This window comes from Alcanivorax sp. UBA3183, assembly GCF_002364155.1.
In the GTDB taxonomy this organism is placed as follows: domain Bacteria; phylum Pseudomonadota; class Gammaproteobacteria; order Pseudomonadales; family Alcanivoracaceae; genus Alcanivorax; species Alcanivorax jadensis.
Window position 1 is genome coordinate 91,314 of sequence record NZ_DEXN01000047.1, and the last position, 14,003, is coordinate 105,316.

Sequence of the window (14,003 nt, forward strand, 5' to 3'; positions counted from 1 at the left end):
CGTAGCTCGTAGCTCGTAGCTCGCCGGCAATTTGGCACAAATTGCCATCACTCAATGGCATAATTCTGCTAGCCTGTCAGGCCTCAGCCATAACCAGCCAGAACAACAATGAGTGAACCCCGGGATACCTCCTCAATCAGTTTTACCGCCCTCTACACCGGCCACGTGTGGACCCGCGACGGCATCTCCGCGCCCTTCTTCCGCACCAAAGGCGGCGCCTTCTTGTATGGCGCCCTGGCTCCCTTTGAATACGTGGGCCGGCACATCGTCGGGGGTAACATCCGCACCTTTCTCCTGCAGCGTCACCACTTGATCGATCACCGGCTGCATCAACTGATCGACGACGGCGTTACCCAGGTGGTGGAAATTGCCTGCGGCCTGTCACCCCGGGGGCACCGTTTCTGCCAACAGTATCCGCAACTCACCTATATCGAAACCGACCTGCCGGACATGGCCCGGCGCAAGCAGCAACTGTTGAAAGAGCACGGCGTGCTGAGCGAGCGTCACCGCGTGCAGCCCATCAACATCTTCGCCGAAGACGGGGAACTCAGCCTGGATCATGTGCTGGCCCAGCTGGATCAGAGCAAACCCGTGGTAGTGATTACCGAAGGACTGGTGAATTACTTCCCGCTGGAGGTGATTTCCGACTTCTGGCGCAAACTGGCCAACGCCTTGAGCGCCTTCCCCCAAGGCTCTTACCTGACAGACAACTACCCGCTCTACAAGGGCATGCCCTTCTACCGCACCCTCAAGGTACTGGGCGGCATGCTGGGCACCGTATCCCGCAGCCAGGTCGGTTTTCACTTCCACTCCGACATGGAAGCCGTGGATCATTTCCATAGCCTTGGCTTTCACAGCCTGACCATCCACAACCCGACCGACTACTACGACCAGCTACCGATACCGAAGACGCGGGGCAATCCGATGGTAAGGATCATGGAAGGGACGGTGGAATCTAATTGATAGTTGAGAATGGATAATGGATAACTGCGCGATCAAGCGCAGGAATAACTCGAAAACAAAGAGGCCGCGGCCAAGCCATTGGACGCGGCCTCTTTCGTTCAGGGTAACCACGAGACTGGCTCGCGACGTTATCAATTATCCATTCTCAACTATCAATTGCTTCCCTTTCATCCATAAATCCGATGCACATTCCCTTCACTATCCTGGCGCAGGAAATATTCGCTGTTTTTCAGCAGTTCGGTGAAGCGCTCCGCCGCCTGGATGTTGCCATGCTTGAACAGGCAACGCAGGTAACCGGCATCGTCGTAATCGAATACCAGCAGTTCCAGTTTCAGCTCCGGACTCTCCATATAGAGAGTGCAGTCACGGGCGTGGTCGGCGATGGAGAAGCCCGGCTCGCTCAGTTTGATCAGGCAGCCGAAGAAGTTGATGTCCACCACCTGCACCGGCTTGTTGAAACGGAAACGGTCGCCCACCCGGGATTCGCTAGTGACGTGGCCGTGATTGTTGCATGGCACCAGACGCTCGGCACGGCGACGCTCGATACGGTTATACTCGCCCTTGCCGAAACGGCGGATACCCTGCACGGTGTCCAGTGACTCGCCGCGCAGGAAGGTAGAGAACAGATCCAGGGACACTTCCCGCTTTTCCAGCTGCGGCAAATGATCCGCTCCCTTGATCAGGGTGAACTGGGCATTAGGGCATTTTTCGGCGAAAGAGGCATTTTCCCAGGGCAGGGTAAAACTGTCGAACTCACCAGTGGTGACCAGGGTATCGCACTCTGGATAGCCCAGCAGACCTTCCACTGACAACAGCCGGCGGCCATTGATCTTGTAGCGCTCACGCTCGTTGTCGGATAGCCGCTTCATCTGCCGGTAGAACAGCTTGCGGGCGGTGGGCGTAATGCCGGTTTCCTTCATCTTGTCGTAGTTGACCAGATAGAGCACCACCGCCTGACTGAACTCATCCATGCGCCCCTGTTCCAGTACCCGCACGGATTCTTCCACCAACATGCGCCAGCTTTTGCGCGGCCGGGTGACAATACCTGCCACGATCAGCTTGTCGGTGGCCTCGGCATACTTGTATGCAAAGGTGCTGGCCACCGCAGAACCCAGCGACAGCCCCATGAGATGTACTTTTTTCAGGGCGGTCTGGCAGGTGAATTCGTAAAGCAGGTCGGCCAGATCCTCCATGCTGAGATCCGGCGCGATCTGGGTGTTATTGCCCAGAGACGGCAGATCCACCAGCACCACAGGGAAATCCTGATAGATTCGCTCGACGCAATATTTGTAGGAGGTAAAATTCTGGAAGGCGCCACCCACCACCAGCAACGGCGGCTTGTGGGCATTGTTCGGATGCGAAAACGCCAGGTAGTCAATGCGCCACGGGCCCACCCAGAGCTGAAGTGGGGCAGCCTTGATGGCGGAACGGGTATATTCCTGATAGCGAATGCCCATAAGTGTCTGGCTCCGTTCAATTTTTTCTTGTTGTATCGGCTGCTCCTACCCGGCAGGATGGAGCAGTCCGTTTTGCGCCACACAAACGGTACATTCGTACCACAAAATCAAGGGTTTAGGCCTTATTGTGTAGCAAAGGTTTTCAATTCTTCACCATTTGTGTGCAAGCGTAAAGAGCCGGTTGTCGTTATAATCCACCTCTTGACCACTTTCAGTTTTGAGAATTATGGATATCCAGCAATACATGCAACGTCTTGGCGAACAGGCCCGTACGGCCTCTCGCGCCATGGCCCGGGCCAGTTCCGGTGACAAGGACAAGGCCCTGGCCGCCATCGCCAGCGCCCTGCGCAGCCACCGCAGCGCGGTGCTGCAAGCCAACCAGCAGGATCTGGATAAAGGACGCGAAAGCGGCCTTGATGCCGCCCTGCTTGATCGCCTGGAACTGACACCGGCTCGTTTTGACGCCATGGTGGAAGGCCTGGAACAGATCATTGGTCTGGCCGATCCAGTGGGTGTAATCACCGACCTGGCCTATCGCCCGTCGGGTATTCAGGTAGGCAAAATGCGTGTGCCGCTGGGTGTCATCGGCATTATTTACGAATCCCGCCCCAATGTGACCATTGATGCGGCAGCCCTGTGCCTGAAATCCGGTAATGCGGCCATCCTGCGTGGCGGCTCTGAAGCCATCAACGCCAACCAGGCCATCGCCGAGTGCATCCGTGTGGGCCTGCGCGAAGCCGGGCTGCCAGATACCGCGGTACAGGTAGTGGAAACCACCGACCGGGCCGCAGTGGGCGAATTGATCACCCACCCCGAGTATGTGGACGTCATCGTCCCCCGAGGCGGCAAGGGCCTGATCGAGCGCATCAGCAATGAGGCGCGGGTACCGGTGATCAAGCATCTGGATGGCAATTGCCACACCTATATTGATGACCAGGCAGATATTACCAAGGCCATTAACGTGGCCTACAACGCCAAGACCCAGCGCTACGGCACCTGCAATACCACCGAAACGCTGCTGGTGGCCAACGCCATCGCCCAGCAGGTATTGCCCGAACTGGCCGCCAAATACCGTGACGCCGGTGTGGAGCTACGCGGTTGTGAGCAAGTGCGCAGCATTGTCGAGGGTATCCAGGAAGCCACCGAGGCCGACTGGGGCGAGGAATACCTGGCGCCGATACTGGCGGTGAAACTGGTCAAGGATCTGGATGAGGCGATTGACCATATCAACCGTTACAGCTCCGGCCACACCGAAGCCATCGTCACCGAAAACTACACCCGGGCGCGGCAGTTCCTCACCGAGGTGGATTCCAGCTCGGTGATGGTGAACGCCTCCACCCGTTTCGCAGACGGTTTCGAATACGGACTGGGTGCGGAAATCGGTATCTCCACGGACAAGATCCACGCCCGTGGACCGGTGGGACTGGAAGGCCTGACCAGCCAGAAGTGGGTGGTGCTGGGCGACGGCCACATCCGCCAGTAGTGCGCACCACTCACGACACCACACCATTGGTGCTGTTCGGCGGCACCTTCGACCCCGTCCACCGGGCCCACATCAGTGCGGCCCGGTCGGTGTCCCGGGTGCTCGGCGATGCCCCTGTGCATCTTCTCCCCAACGCGGTGCCGCCGCATCGCCCGCAACCCCTGGCCGGTGGCGAACAGCGTCTGGCCATGCTGGAACTGGCCTGCGCGGATTACCCCTGCCTGATTCCGGACGACTGGGAACTGAAACAATCCGGCCCCAGTTACAGCCTGCTGACCCTGCAACACTACCGAGAGCAGATCGGTAATCGCCCGCTGGTGTTCATGATCGGCGCCGACAGCTTTGCCAGCCTGCATCACTGGCACCGCTGGCAGGATTATGCGGACCTGTGCCACCTGGCAGTGGTGCCTCGCCCGGATAGCCCGCTGGCAACAGACAAGGTGCTGGCCACCTTCCCGGAAACGTCACCCGATAGCCTTATGCGCCACGCCAACGGTCTGCGCTTGATGCTGCAGGGGCCGTTTCTGGATGTGTCCGCCACCGCCATTCGTCAGGCGCTGGCAGAAAAAGGCGATTGCCCGGCCCTGGAGCCGGCAGTTGTTGCCCATATTCACCGCCACCATCTGTATAATGTGGCGAAATTACCTTCCCCCGAATCAGACACGAGGCCTCATGAGCGCTGACACCCCGCTACTGCAACTGGTTATTGATGCACTGGAAGAAGTCAAAGCCCAGAACATTACTCAACTGGACGTGCGTGAAATCACCAGTGTGGCCGACAACATGGTCATTGCCAGCGGCACCTCCAATCGCCACGTGAAAGCGCTGGCTGACAATGTATTGGAAACCGCAAAAGAAGCGGGTCACGAGCCTCTGGGCAGTGAAGGCCAGGACACCGGCGAGTGGATTCTGGTGGACCTGGGCGATGTCATCGTGCACCTGATGCTGCCCGCCACCCGCGAGTTCTATGACCTGGAACGCCTGTGGCGCAATCCTCAGCATCACCCGGACCGTGAAAGCAAAGAGTAATGCGTCTTTTCCTGCTGGCGGTGGGAACCCGCATGCCCGCCTGGGTCACCGAGGGCTTTGCCGAATACCAGAAACGCATGCCCCCGGACATGCGTCTCGAGCTGGAAGAAATCCCCCTGCCGAAACGGAGCAAGGGTGACACCGCCAGCCAGATTCGCAGCGAGGCCGACGCCATCCGCAAACGCCTGGAAAAGTACCCCGGCGCCAAAATCGTGGCACTGGAAGTGAACGGACGAGCGCTGGACACCCCCGCACTCAGCCGTAAACTGGGCGAGCTGAAAGATCTGGGCCAGGATCTGGTCCTGCTGGTAGGGGGGCCGGACGGCCTGTGTCCGCAATTATCCGCCGGCGCCCACGAGCGCTGGAGCCTGTCGACCCTGACCCTGCCCCACCCGCTGGTGCGGGTGCTGTTGGCAGAACAGCTATACCGGGGCTGGACGCTGCTCACCGGCCACCCCTATCATCGCTGACCTTCGCCCCCTGACACAGACGCCACCATGCGCCGACCGTTAACACTGAAAGATCACCACCACGAACAGCGTATCTTCAGCGTGCGTCTGGTCGTGGCTGTCTTTCTGGTGTTGCTGCTGACCCTGATCCTGGTCAGCCGGATGATCTGGTTGCAGGTGATCCAGCACAGCCGCTATACCACCCTCAGTGACAACAATCGGGTACAGACCCTGGCGGTATCACCACCGCGGGGGCTGATCACCGACCGGGACGGCGTGATTCTGGCCGAGAACCGGCCCGACTTTTCCCTGGAATTAATCATTGAGCAGGCCGGAGAGCTGGACCAGCTTATCGGCGAGCTGGGCAAGTTGATCGAGCTAGACGAGGGCGATTTGGAACGCTTCCAGAAACGCCGCCTGACAGCCCGTCGCCCCTGGGAACCGGTGCCATTGCGCGGTCGTCTCAGCGAAGAGGAAATCGCCCGGCTGGTCGTCAACCAGCATCGCCTGCCCGGCATCCGCATTTCCGCCGATCCGATCCGTCATTATCCCCATGGCATTCTGTTCTCCCACGTATTGGGCTATGTCAACCGGATCAACGCCCAGGACCTGGAGGCCATGACCCTGGACGAACAGCGCGACTACGCCGGCACTCACTTCTATGGCCGCTCCGGTATCGAGCGTTTCTACGAAGACCAGCTCCACGGCCAGGTCGGCTATCGCCAGGTGGAAACCAATGCCCGAGGACGCATTTTGCGGGTCCTCGAAGAACAACCCCCGGTGCCCGGCGAAGACCTGCGCCTGCGCCTGTCCATGCGCGTACAAAAGGCGGCCTACGATGCGCTGGGCGATCGGCGTGGCGCCGTGGTGGCTATCGACCCACGCGATGGCAGCGTACTGGCCTTTGTCAGCCGCCCCGGTTTTGATCCCAATCTGTTCGTCACCGGCATTTCCTACAAGGATTACTCCGCCTACCAAAGCGACCCTGACAATCCGCTGTTCAATCGCGCTCTGCAGGGCCGCTACCCACCCGGCTCCACTATCAAGCCGATGCTGGGCATTGCTGGCCTGGATGCCGGAGTCACCAACTGGCAACGCACCATCTCGGACCCCGGCTATTACCAGCTGGAAAACGATCCACACCGCTACCGGGACTGGAAACGCTGGGGCCATGGCCGCGTAGATCTGCACAAAGCGGTGGTTCAATCCTGCGACACTTATTTCTACGATATGGGGTTCAAGCTGGGCATCGCCCGCATGCATGAATATATGAGCCAGTTTTCCCTGGGGTCACCGACCGGCATCGACCTGTATAACGAATCCAGCGGCATCATGCCCTCCAAGCAATGGAAGCGCGCTTACCGCAACCGGCCCTGGTTCCATGGCGACACCATTAACGCCAGTATCGGCCAGGGTTTCGTGCTCACCACACCGTTGCAGCTGGCCACCGCCACCGCCATTACCGCCAGCCATGGCAAAAAGGTGGTGCCGTCCATTGCCGGAGAAAAACAATCGGTAGAACGCACCGGTATCACACTGAATGATGAAAGCAACTGGGAAAAAATGACCGATGCCATGGTCGCCGTAACGGGCCCCAGGGGTACCGCCAGGGTAATGGCCGTGGATGCCCAATATGCCATTGCCGCCAAATCCGGCACCGCCCAGGTATTCTCCGTGGGGCAGGATGAAACCTACAACGAGGACGAACTGGCCGAGCGAATGCTCGACCATGCCCTGATGGTCTCCTTCGGCCCTGCTGAGCAACCTGCCATCGCCGTGGGCGTATTGGTGGAAAACGGCCGCCACGGCGGCTCCACCGCCGGTCCCGTGGCCCGCCAGGTCATGGATGCCTGGCTGTTGAATGAAAACGGAGAACTGGAGGTCCCGCCGGTCTTTGAAGAACACCCCGCGCCTCCCGCAGAGGTCAGCCCATGAGTCAGCGAGAATATCTCCGTCAGATGCCAGGCCAGACCGGCGCCACCCTCTCACCGGGGCTGGCCATGCGCCTGCACCTGGACGCGCCACTGTTGGCTGGCCTGTTCGTGCTGATGCTGGGCGGGCTGGCGGTGCTGTACAGCGCCGGCGGCGAAAGCCTGGAAATGGTCATTCGCCAGTGCGTTCGTTTCAGCGCAGGGCTGACCGCCCTGTTCCTGCTGGCCCAGATTCCGCCGCGCAGTTACCGCTTCTGGGCTCCTTTCCTTTATTGCGGAGGGCTGGGCCTGCTGGTGCTGGTGTTGATTGCCGGCACGGAAGCCAAAGGCGCCCAGCGCTGGCTCAGTATTCCCGGCATTGGCCGCTTCCAGCCAGCAGAAGCCATGAAACTGGCGGTACCGGCGATGGTGGCCTGGTATTTCAGTGAGCGAACCCTGCCCCCAAAACTGCTGGATGTACTGGTTGCCCTGGCACTACTCGGCGTACCGGCTGCCCTGATCGGCATGCAACCGGATCTTGGCACCGCCATTCTGATTGCCGCCAGCGGGCTGGTGGTGCTGTTCATGGCCGGGCTCTCCTGGCGCCTCATTGCCGTGGCAGTGCTTCTGGTGGTGACCGCCGCACCGCTGATGTATTTCTTTGTCATGCACGATTACCAGCGCAACCGGGTCGATACCTTCCTCAACCCGGAGGCGGACCCGCGCGGAACCGGCTGGAACATCATCCAGTCAAAAACCGCCATTGGCTCGGGTGGCGTGGATGGCAAAGGCTGGCTGGACGGTACCCAATCGCGTCTGGACTTCCTGCCGGAATCCTCCACCGACTTTATCCTGGCAGTACTGAGCGAAGAATTCGGACTGGTCGGGGTCAGCTTTCTGCTGATGATCTACCTAGTCATTGTCGGGCGAGGCTTCTTTATCAGTTGGCAGGCACAGGAGACCTTTTCACGCCTGCTTGCCTCCAGCCTGACGATGACATTTTTTATTTATATTTTTGTGAATATCGGCATGGTGTCCGGACTCTTACCCGTGGTGGGGGTACCGTTACCCCTGATCAGCTATGGCGGCACCTCCATCGTTACCCTGCTGGCCAGCTTCGGCATGCTGATGTCGATTCATACCCATCGACGACTGATGAGTTACTAGAAGCGAGTTCCGCGCGGGAAGGAGCGAAGCGCAAAGCCGTCTTTTTAGGGTTTTCGTTCCTCCTAACTCACAACTCGCTTATCGCCCTTTGCATGCAGCCGGGCACAAAACCGCGACAACGTGGTCAATGGATATAATGAAAACAGGAGATCACCCTTTGCGTCGTTCCTACCAAGCTATTCTGGCCGCAGCACTGACCTTCACGTCCCTGCCGGCCCTGGCCGAGCATACCTGCCCAGAAAACAATGATTATCTGCAACGGGATCTGGCCAAGGCCATGATCCGCGAACTGGTTGCCGAAGGGGGCGATGAAGCGCGCATCCGCCAGGTGCTGGGCAGCGCCCAGTGCCAGCCCAAGATACTGGAATCCATCGCTCGCCCGGCAGAAAAGACCCATACCTGGGCTACCTACCAGAAAATATTTCTGCAGGAGAGCCGCGTGCAAAAGGCGGTGGAATTTTCCCTTGAGCACGCAGACACCCTGGCCCGGGCAGAACAGACCTACGGTGTCCCACGGGAAATCATCCTCGCTATCATCGGGGTGGAAACCCGCTACGGTCAGCACATGGGTACTTACCGGGTCGTCGACGCCCTGGCCACCCTGGGCTTTGACTATCCGCCCCGGGCCAGCTTCTTCCGAAAGCAGCTGAAAGCCCTGTTCGAGCTAGAACAGAAGGCCCATATCGATGCCGACGCCATTACCGGTTCCTATGCTGGCGCCATGGGTTACGGCCAGTTTATCCCCACCAGCTACCAGGCCTATGCGGTAGATTTCGACAACGACGGGATCACCGATCTGGTTAACAACCCGGTGGATGCCATTGGTTCGGTGGCCAACTATTTCCATGAACATCGCTGGCAGCCGGGTCAGCCCGTGGCCGCCCGCGCCCGGGTGGAAGGGAACGGCTATCAGCCACTGACGAAAAAAGGCTACAAGCCCTCCTTCACTCTGGACCGGGCTGGCCAGGCAGGTGTCACGGCAATCAGCTGTCAGGGTAGCGGCGTGACCAGCGAATACTGTTTTGATCTGCCGGGAGACACTCGCGTCGCCCTGCTGGATCTGGAGGGACTGCAGGGCACCGAGTTCTGGCTGGCCACTGATAATTTCTATGTGATTACCCGCTATAACCACAGTCGCCTGTATGCCATGGCCGTGCTACAACTGTCCCGAGACATCGCGGCAGCCCTGGAGAGCCCACAATGATGCGACTGGCTTGTGCCGTAGCCACCTGCGCCCTGCTCGGCGCCTGCGCCACCAGCCCCGGACCATCCTCGTCCGGGGAGCCGGTTAATAACGGTGCGCCAGGCTCGGACCGTTACAGCATGGCTCAGGACACGCCGCCCGAAGAACGCCGCGACATCTCGCAACTGCCAGAACCGGTGCCCAAGAACGAGCCACGCAGCCGTTACGGTAACCCGGACACCTACAGTGTCTGGGGCAAGACCTATCGGGTACTGCCCAGCGCAGAGGGTTACCAGGCTGAAGGCCAGGCCTCCTGGTACGGTCAGAAATTCCATGGCCACCGCACGTCCAGCGGTGAATCCTTCGACATGTACCGGTTCACCGCCGCCCATCGCAGCCTGCCTCTACCCACCTATGCCCGGGTTACCAACCTGGATAACGGCAAAAGCCTGGTGGTACGGGTCAACGATCGGGGCCCCTTCCATGAAGATCGCATCATCGATCTGTCCTGGGCCGCCGCCGTGCGGCTGGGTATAGAAGACGCCGGCACCGGCCGGGTCAGGGTGGAAACCATCAGTGCCACCCCGGCACCCAACACACCGGCCAGCAAGGTGCCCACCGCGGTCCGCGCCGCCGTGGACAGCCCGCCACCGAACGCCGCCAGTAATACCCGGCTGTTTCTGCAAGCGGGAGCCTTTCAGGATCGTGCTGCCGCCGAGCGGATGCAGCAGACCCTGCTTGAAGAGTTGGGGCTGGGCAGTGAAATTCGCTCGACCAACGCGCTACATCGGGTCTGGATCGGCCCCTATGCGGACGATCAGCAGCGCCAGCAGGTCCGCCAGAGCATGGCCGACGCGGGTTTCGAGCGGCCTGTGCCGGTCACGCCCTGAGCGGTTTGCGCAAACTAAGCCATTCCTCCGGTTAACAGCTCGGTTGCGCTCCTCTAGAATGCAGCCATCCCGTGATGTCAGGGGGACTTTTTGCCCTTATCTCTGTCTAAGACGCTCAGGGCTTCCCCCTCGACTCACAAATCCCTGAATTTTCAGGCCGACAAGGACACAACAGGCAGGAAATCCATGCGCCCCCAGTCGTTTCGCTCCACCTTCTTTATCGTATTTGCCATCATCGGCACTCTGATTTCCGTGCAGGCCCAGGCAAACACCGTGCCTCGCGCCCCGCAGATTGATGCCCGTGGCTATCTGCTGATGGATGCCGCCAGTGGCAACATCATCGTCGAGCACAATGCCGACCAGCGCCTGCCCCCGGCCAGTCTGACCAAGATGATGACCGCCTATATCGCCGAGGCTGAACTGCAGAAAGGCAACATTTCCGAACAGGATATGGCGCCGATCAGCGTGCAGGCCTGGAAAATGGGCGGCTCGCGGATGTTTGTCCGCGAAGGCACCCGGGTGTCCGTGGGAGAACTGCTGCGCGGCATCATTATCCAGTCCGGCAACGATGCCAGCGTGGCCATGGCGGAGTTTATCGCAGGCTCAGAGGATGCCTTCGCCGACCTGATGAACCAGCACGCCCGTCGCCTGGGTATGAATGACAGCCACTTCGTCAATTCCACCGGCTGGCCCGCCGAGAACCATTACACCACCGCCCGCGACATGGCCCTGCTGGCCCGTGCCATTACTCGCGACTTTCCCGAACACTACGACATCTACGCGGAAAAGGAATATACCTACAACGGGATCACCCAGCAGAACCGTAACCTGCTGCTATGGCGTGACCCCAGTGTGGACGGCCTGAAAACCGGCCATACCGAGGAAGCCGGTTATTGCCTGGTGTCTTCCGCCAAGAAAGACGGCATGCGTCTGATTACCGTGGTCATGGGCACCGACTCCGAATCCGCCCGCGCACGGGAATCCCAGAAACTGCTCACCTACGGTTTCCGCTTCTTTGAGACCTACAAGGCCTACAGTGCCGGAGACATCCTCGACACCGTGGATGTCTGGATGGGCGAGAGCAAAAAGCTGCGCCTGGGCCTGGCCGAAGACCTGGTTCTGACCATTCCCCGTGACAGCCATGAAAGTCTGAAAGCGGAAATCACCGTGAACCCGCAACTGAAAGCCCCCATCGCGCAAGGTCAGCAATACGGCACCGTAACGGTACGCCAGAACAATGATGTACTGATGGAGAAGCCGCTGGTGGCCCTGGAGAACATTGAAGAAGCCGGTATCTTTACCAAGCTCTGGCATCATGTTCTGCTGTTCTTCAAGGGATTGTTTTAAGCACGCCTGACGCTCGACGCCTGACACCCCGCTGGCGGCGTCGGGCGTCAGACTCGTCCAAGGAAACGACATGTCCCAGGTCTATCTCAATGGCGCTTTCATGGCCCTGGAAGAGGCACGGATCTCCCCAATGGATCGGGGCTTTCTGTTTGCGGACGGCATTTACGAAGTGGTCCCGGCCTACAACAGTGTGCTGTTCCGTTTTGACGAACACCTGGAACGCCTGGAACGCTCCTTGCGGGAAGTGGAAATCCGCAATCCCCACGACCGTCAACAATGGCAGGTTCTGTGCGAGGAACTGATTGGACGCAATGGCGGCGGCAACCTGTCGGTGTATCTACAGATCACTCGGGGCGTCGCGACGAAACGGGATCATGCCTTTCCCGAACCACCGGTTGCCCCTACGGTTTTCATGATGACCAGCCCCATTGCCGTGCCAGCCGCCGACAGCCCGGACACCGCCAGCGGGGGCAAGGCCATCACCCGGGATGACACCCGCTGGGCCCGCTGCGATATCAAGTCCATCTCGCTTCTGCCCAACAGCCTGCTACGTCAACAGGCCGTGTCGGCCGGCGCCATGGAAGCCATACTGCTGCAAGACGGTTTCGTCACCGAAGGCTCCGCCAGCAATGTCTTCATCGTGCACGACGGCGTGATCGTCACCCCGCCAAAAAATCATGCCATCCTGGGCGGCATCACCCGCGACCTGATAGTAGAATTATGTGGGCAACATGGCCTGCCCTTCGCGGAAAGGGAAATCACCGAGGCAGAACTGCGTCAGGCCGATGAGATCTGGATTACCAGCTCCACCCGGGAAGTGGTCCCGATCACACAACTGAACGAGGCGGCGGTTGGCGACGGCAAACCTGGCGCCATGTGGAAAACAGTGGCCCGCCACTATGTGGATTTCAAACGCCGCCTGTGCGGCCTGGAGCAGGAGTAACCAATGGCGATTCAGGAACATCTCTGGGAATTTCCCCACGACATGCAGCTCAAGGTCATGGGCCTGGCGGACTCACCGCTGGAAACCGTAGTAATCGAGATTCTCGAGATTCATCTGGAGGATTTCGACGCCGACAAACATCTGGCGAGCAAGCCCAGCAGTAAAGGCAATTTTGTCTCCATCACCGCCCAGGTGACCATGCGCAACCGTGAACAGGTGGAGGCAATCTATAAAGCACTCAATGAGTGCCCCCATGTAAAGATGAGCCTCTGATTCCGGCAAACGTTGCCAAGACCGAAAAGAGCGAGAGCCAGCCATGTGGACCTTATCTGTCACCCGCTGTTCACTTCTCGCTCCTTTTCACCCGTGACTCTCCCTCGTCCTCATTACACAAATTAACCCTCGGTCACAGCCCGACACGCAAGCCTCACCAAGCCACCATTGGTTTGGCATCTGCGTGCCCGTATCGTGATTCTTATAAGAAGAACGTAACGGGATCACAAAAATGAAAATGCTGACCTTGCTGTGCTTGTGCAGTTGCTTGCTTATTTTGGTCGCAGCTGATCTACCGAGCCACACCTCCCAGGTTGTCCATACCTCCACCACGCCCAATTCTGCGGACATTATTCCGGCCATGCCGCGCAGCCCGCATATCCAGCAAAGCGTGCATGGCACCCCCGTTCATTTCGACGCCTTTGAAACCATCAAACTCCGCGAGCAGGACCAGGACGGTATCGAGTTCGGCATCAGCGTTCAGGAACTGAATCTGCATCTGGTAAACCAGAGGACAGGGAATCGCCTGATATAGGCTAGTTATTCTGGTTCGATCGTTGTTACCCCGTAAGGGGTCTGCCTTAAGCCCGGCCTTGCCGGGCTTTTTTTATGTTAGCTGCAAGCGACAAGCTGCAACGCGAAGAAGTTCCTGTGCCTCATATTCCCACAGACTCCGGGCTGCCTGGCTGAGGGCCTATCTGTAGGAGTTCCTCTTGAGGGACGAACCGAGCGTAGCGAGGCGACAAAGACACGGGTTACTACATTCTTTTCTGAAACCCGTAGAGCTCTGAGATTCCTGATCGCTCTACGAGCGATATCCGCGCAAGCGCGGTTCGCGGCTCATACCCGCAGGGCACAGAGAGCTCCGCTCCTACAGTGGCTTCGTAGAAATGACGAAGCACGAGGAAC

14 protein-coding genes are annotated in these 14,003 nt (G+C 59.2%); 13 read left to right on the forward strand and 1 reads right to left on the reverse strand.

All coding sequences use genetic code 11. The annotated features are described in order from the left end of the window. Positions 1-108 precede the first annotated feature (108 nt). On the forward strand, positions 109-963 hold the full coding sequence (locus B3Q33_RS14950) for a class I SAM-dependent methyltransferase (protein WP_272963299.1): 855 nt from the start codon (positions 109-111) through the stop codon (positions 961-963). A 167-nt stretch (positions 964-1,130) separates the two neighbouring features. On the opposite strand, the gene B3Q33_RS14955 is transcribed toward B3Q33_RS14950, so the two are convergent. Beyond that, entirely contained in the window at positions 1,131-2,420 is a 1,290-nt protein-coding gene (locus B3Q33_RS14955) for an alpha/beta fold hydrolase (RefSeq protein ID WP_035250103.1), read from the reverse strand. A 226-nt stretch (positions 2,421-2,646) separates the two neighbouring features. Here B3Q33_RS14955 and B3Q33_RS14960 point away from each other — a divergent pair, with 226 nt between their 5' ends. The 12 genes from B3Q33_RS14960 (at position 2,647) to B3Q33_RS15015 (ending at position 13,629) form a co-directional block, all read left to right on the forward strand. Continuing rightward, positions 2,647-3,903, forward strand: coding sequence for a glutamate-5-semialdehyde dehydrogenase (locus tag B3Q33_RS14960; protein WP_272963298.1), 1,257 nt, complete (start codon positions 2,647-2,649; stop codon positions 3,901-3,903). Then, entirely contained in the window at positions 3,903-4,586 is a 684-nt protein-coding gene (gene nadD, locus B3Q33_RS14965; RefSeq protein WP_272963297.1) for a nicotinate-nucleotide adenylyltransferase, read from the forward strand. The genes B3Q33_RS14960 and nadD overlap by 1 nt, the downstream gene beginning before the upstream one ends. Continuing rightward, entirely contained in the window at positions 4,576-4,932 is a 357-nt protein-coding gene (rsfS, locus tag B3Q33_RS14970; protein ID WP_035250109.1) for a ribosome silencing factor, read from the forward strand. The genes nadD and rsfS overlap by 11 nt, the downstream gene beginning before the upstream one ends. Beyond that, positions 4,932-5,402, forward strand: a complete 471-nt coding sequence (rlmH, locus tag B3Q33_RS14975; protein WP_272963296.1) for a 23S rRNA (pseudouridine(1915)-N(3))-methyltransferase RlmH — start codon at positions 4,932-4,934, stop codon at positions 5,400-5,402. Before rsfS ends, rlmH begins: the two co-directional genes overlap by 1 nt. Positions 5,403-5,429: 27 nt before the next feature. Beyond that, a complete protein-coding gene (gene mrdA, locus B3Q33_RS14980) occupies positions 5,430-7,316 on the forward strand; it encodes a penicillin-binding protein 2 (RefSeq protein WP_272963295.1) in 1,887 nt (628 codons plus the stop codon). Further along, positions 7,313-8,458: a rod shape-determining protein RodA gene (gene rodA, locus B3Q33_RS14985; RefSeq protein ID WP_035250115.1), complete on the forward strand. Its 1,146-nt coding sequence runs from the start codon at positions 7,313-7,315 to the stop codon at positions 8,456-8,458. Before mrdA ends, rodA begins: the two co-directional genes overlap by 4 nt. A 157-nt stretch (positions 8,459-8,615) precedes the next feature. Next, positions 8,616-9,662 carry a lytic murein transglycosylase B gene (gene mltB / locus B3Q33_RS14990; RefSeq protein ID WP_272963294.1) on the forward strand — a complete coding sequence of 349 codons (1,047 nt, stop codon included), beginning with the start codon at positions 8,616-8,618 and terminating at the stop codon, positions 9,660-9,662. After that, positions 9,659-10,531: a septal ring lytic transglycosylase RlpA family protein gene (locus tag B3Q33_RS14995; RefSeq protein WP_272963293.1), complete on the forward strand. Its 873-nt coding sequence runs from the start codon at positions 9,659-9,661 to the stop codon at positions 10,529-10,531. Before mltB ends, B3Q33_RS14995 begins: the two co-directional genes overlap by 4 nt. 186 nt (positions 10,532-10,717) lie before the next feature. Continuing rightward, positions 10,718-11,878, forward strand: coding sequence for a D-alanyl-D-alanine carboxypeptidase family protein (locus tag B3Q33_RS15000; RefSeq protein WP_272963292.1), 1,161 nt, complete (start codon positions 10,718-10,720; stop codon positions 11,876-11,878). 70 nt (positions 11,879-11,948) lie between these two features. Beyond that, on the forward strand, positions 11,949-12,821 hold the full coding sequence (locus B3Q33_RS15005) for a D-amino acid aminotransferase (protein ID WP_272963291.1): 873 nt from the start codon (positions 11,949-11,951) through the stop codon (positions 12,819-12,821). 3 nt (positions 12,822-12,824) lie between these two features. Continuing rightward, positions 12,825-13,094, forward strand: coding sequence for a YbeD family protein (locus B3Q33_RS15010; RefSeq protein WP_035250127.1), 270 nt, complete (start codon positions 12,825-12,827; stop codon positions 13,092-13,094). Between the two features lie 232 nt (positions 13,095-13,326). Further along, positions 13,327-13,629: a hypothetical protein gene (locus B3Q33_RS15015; protein WP_035250129.1), complete on the forward strand. Its 303-nt coding sequence runs from the start codon at positions 13,327-13,329 to the stop codon at positions 13,627-13,629. Positions 13,630-14,003 lie beyond the last annotated feature (374 nt).

Excerpts from the sequence above, each read along its gene's own strand:
- B3Q33_RS14950 (WP_272963299.1), top strand. The coding sequence starts at position 109 with ATGAGTGAACCCCGGGATACCTCCTCAATCAGTTTTACCGCCCTCTAC.
- B3Q33_RS14955 (WP_035250103.1), bottom strand. The coding sequence starts at position 2,420 with ATGGGCATTCGCTATCAGGAATATACCCGTTCCGCCATCAAGGCTGCC.
- B3Q33_RS14960 (WP_272963298.1), top strand. The coding sequence starts at position 2,647 with ATGGATATCCAGCAATACATGCAACGTCTTGGCGAACAGGCCCGTACG.
- rsfS (WP_035250109.1), top strand. The coding sequence starts at position 4,576 with ATGAGCGCTGACACCCCGCTACTGCAACTGGTTATTGATGCACTGGAA.
- rlmH (WP_272963296.1), top strand. The coding sequence starts at position 4,932 with ATGCGTCTTTTCCTGCTGGCGGTGGGAACCCGCATGCCCGCCTGGGTC.
- mrdA (WP_272963295.1), top strand. The coding sequence starts at position 5,430 with ATGCGCCGACCGTTAACACTGAAAGATCACCACCACGAACAGCGTATC.
- rodA (WP_035250115.1), top strand. The coding sequence starts at position 7,313 with ATGAGTCAGCGAGAATATCTCCGTCAGATGCCAGGCCAGACCGGCGCC.
- B3Q33_RS14995 (WP_272963293.1), top strand. The coding sequence starts at position 9,659 with ATGATGCGACTGGCTTGTGCCGTAGCCACCTGCGCCCTGCTCGGCGCC.
- B3Q33_RS15000 (WP_272963292.1), top strand. The coding sequence starts at position 10,718 with ATGCGCCCCCAGTCGTTTCGCTCCACCTTCTTTATCGTATTTGCCATC.
- B3Q33_RS15005 (WP_272963291.1), top strand. The coding sequence starts at position 11,949 with ATGTCCCAGGTCTATCTCAATGGCGCTTTCATGGCCCTGGAAGAGGCA.
- B3Q33_RS15010 (WP_035250127.1), top strand. The coding sequence starts at position 12,825 with ATGGCGATTCAGGAACATCTCTGGGAATTTCCCCACGACATGCAGCTC.
- B3Q33_RS15015 (WP_035250129.1), top strand. The coding sequence starts at position 13,327 with ATGAAAATGCTGACCTTGCTGTGCTTGTGCAGTTGCTTGCTTATTTTG.